We start from the raw sequence: 2,204 nt of genomic DNA, 5'->3' as shown, positions 1-2,204 counted from the left end.
TGGATCGTATGCAGTTGCTTGCCGAACAAGAACAGACTTTTTATTAATGTAATAGTGTCGCTATTCGTCTGTTTTTATCTTCTAGCTAAAGGCAGTAACAACCGTTCCACAAGTTCTTTCTTGTTCTCAACGGGCATCTTGTTTCTGCCTTTGGCAATGACTTCAGCAGCCAAATCGCTTTTACGCCCGGCAATGTATTTCTGTCGCTTTCCGTTTATGAAGGCCTCGATACGGAAATCATGCCGGGTGTTTTCGATGATGTTGATTTCTGATACCAAAAAGCCATCCTCTGTCTCGTAGGGTTCGACAATGGTGGGCAGGTAGTGTTTCATGGTTTTCCCTATGATCGGAGATACCAAACCGGAAAGATGCTCTTCGATGCGGTCTTTCCAATAGTCATCGATTTGATGATTGGTGGCATAATCGTAAAAATGGCTGATGGCAAGGCTGACTTCTTCGATTATCCTTTTCGCATTCTTTATTCCGTTCTGTTTGGCAAATTGCATCAGGTCATCTTCCGTGATGTCGTTATCTTTTCCTGCAATGCTCATGGAGTGTGCGTTTTCGTATGCCGCACCGTCCAAATTGGTGGTGAATGTCATGTCGTAGGCTGGGGTGATGTGCCATGTGCCGTTTCTTTCCATCAGGAAAGAGAAATTCTTGATGTGGTCATCCACATTGCCGCCCATGATATTGAATACCGTCCTACGGTAGAGTTCGGACTGTTCGCTTGCCGGGATGTTCAGTTTTCGGCAGACTTCAAACAAATCCTCATAGCTCGTTGCATCCGGATTCATGGCAGCAAGTGTCTGTGTATGTATCTTCTCTCCGTTTATCCTATCGTAACGCTCCGTCAGGAAGTGATGTTTTCCCTCAATTTGAATGAGTCGGGAAGGCATCATCGTAATCCCGGCTTCCTTTGCCATCTCATAATATACCATTTCCATTTGCGTGAACGGAAAATCGTCCCCTTCTGCAAACTTCAATATGTAGTAGGTATAGCCCTCCGGTAAAGGGACTTGGCCGGAACGTATATCATGTGTCGTTTCATTGATGGCGATGATGGCTTTCGGGTGCTGCCCTCCGGCTGATGTACCTATCTCATAGATACTTTGCAGTTGCAGTGCTTCGTCATCTTGCACGGATATTTCCTCCCGTTCCTCAAAGATACGGCGTGCCAGTTGGTATAAACTCTCTATCTGGAGAGTGGAAGAGGATTCCAATCCAGGAGTGGCCGGGATGAACTCAAAGGCTCCCATTCCCCGTTTCCCGATGAAAGACAGTTTATCTACCGGTGTGAGTTTGCGCTTGGGGATATGGTTTTGTGCCGCCCATTGGTCGAAGACCATGTTACCCCACCGATCAGGCAATGAATCTGCCAAAAACGGTGGGAGACCTTGATAAGTCTTTTCTTTGTTTCCGAGTATGGGCATACCCTTTGCCGCCGGTCCTTTGACAGAAGCGGTCAGTGGGGCGATTTCCACTCCTTTCTTGATGAAATCCGGATGATAGTTGAAGACGGCTCTTTTGTTTCTTTCGTCCCAATAGAGCTTTCCGACTTCTTCTCCCCATAACATAACACTCACAACATTATTTTCCATGTCTTATCCTTTTCGGCTTTTTATTCATTATTCGTTCCATTGTATAGGCTGAAACAGGTATTTCCGGCATCAGATCATCCATCTGTTCCAGACAGTCCACTACTCGTAACAGGGCAAGAAAGTTGCCCATATTGATGTTATAGGCCTTCCCGTTCTCAAACTGGCGTAAGGTGATAAGGCTGACACCGGCTTTCTCGGCAGCCTCTTTTTGGGTGAGCCTATAGGTTAGCCTGTATTCCTTAAATCGTCTGCCCAGTTCCACTATGATTTCCGGATTGGCCATGGCTTGGGTGATGTGATTCGTTGTCATTTTACAAAGGTAAATATATTAATTGTTAAATCAAAATATTATATATAACAATTAATATATTTACTGTTATATTGAATTGTGCGCGATGTAGTTTGTGTGCTAATCCCCCAATTCCATGCTACGTTTATTGCCGCCTGTAATCGGGCTTTGCGCGGGTTTTATGTCCTGAAGGCTTTTTAGCATCCCTTCCATTTGGAAGATTTTGGCGGCAGCGATGAAGGTGGTGGCGGATACATCCGGCTGGAGGCTTTTCAGTGTGTTCTCCGATGGCTGATATCCTCTCATCTTCAGTT

At 45.4% G+C, this 2,204-nt stretch carries 2 protein-coding genes and 1 pseudogene; all 3 read right to left on the bottom strand.

Annotated elements, in window-relative coordinates; genetic code table 11:
* Positions 1–74: 74 nt before the first annotated feature.
* Complete coding sequence (locus HMPREF9009_RS24760; RefSeq protein WP_005868817.1) at positions 75–1,601, bottom strand: type II toxin-antitoxin system HipA family toxin; 1,527 nt, start codon at positions 1,599–1,601, stop codon at positions 75–77.
* The gene (locus tag HMPREF9009_RS24755; RefSeq protein ID WP_005868815.1) at positions 1,591–1,911 is read right to left on the bottom strand and encodes a helix-turn-helix domain-containing protein; all 321 of its coding nucleotides are present in this window, start codon (positions 1,909–1,911) and stop codon (positions 1,591–1,593) included. The genes HMPREF9009_RS24760 and HMPREF9009_RS24755 overlap by 11 nt, the downstream gene beginning before the upstream one ends.
* 99 nt (positions 1,912–2,010) lie before the next feature.
* Positions 2,011–2,204, bottom strand: a pseudogene (locus HMPREF9009_RS24750) (type II toxin-antitoxin system HipA family toxin); the annotation flags it as partial.

The sequence above is a fragment of the Bacteroides sp. 3_1_13 genome (assembly GCF_001185845.1).
In the GTDB taxonomy this organism is placed as follows: domain Bacteria; phylum Bacteroidota; class Bacteroidia; order Bacteroidales; family Bacteroidaceae; genus Bacteroides; species Bacteroides xylanisolvens.
This window is presented reverse-complemented; position numbering and strand designations above follow the sequence as displayed.

Coding starts and splice junctions, on each gene's coding strand:
- HMPREF9009_RS24755 (WP_005868815.1), bottom strand. CDS start 1,911: ATGACAACGAATCACATCACCCAAGCCATGGCCAATCCGGAAATCATA.
- HMPREF9009_RS24760 (WP_005868817.1), bottom strand. CDS start 1,601: ATGGAAAATAATGTTGTGAGTGTTATGTTATGGGGAGAAGAAGTCGGA.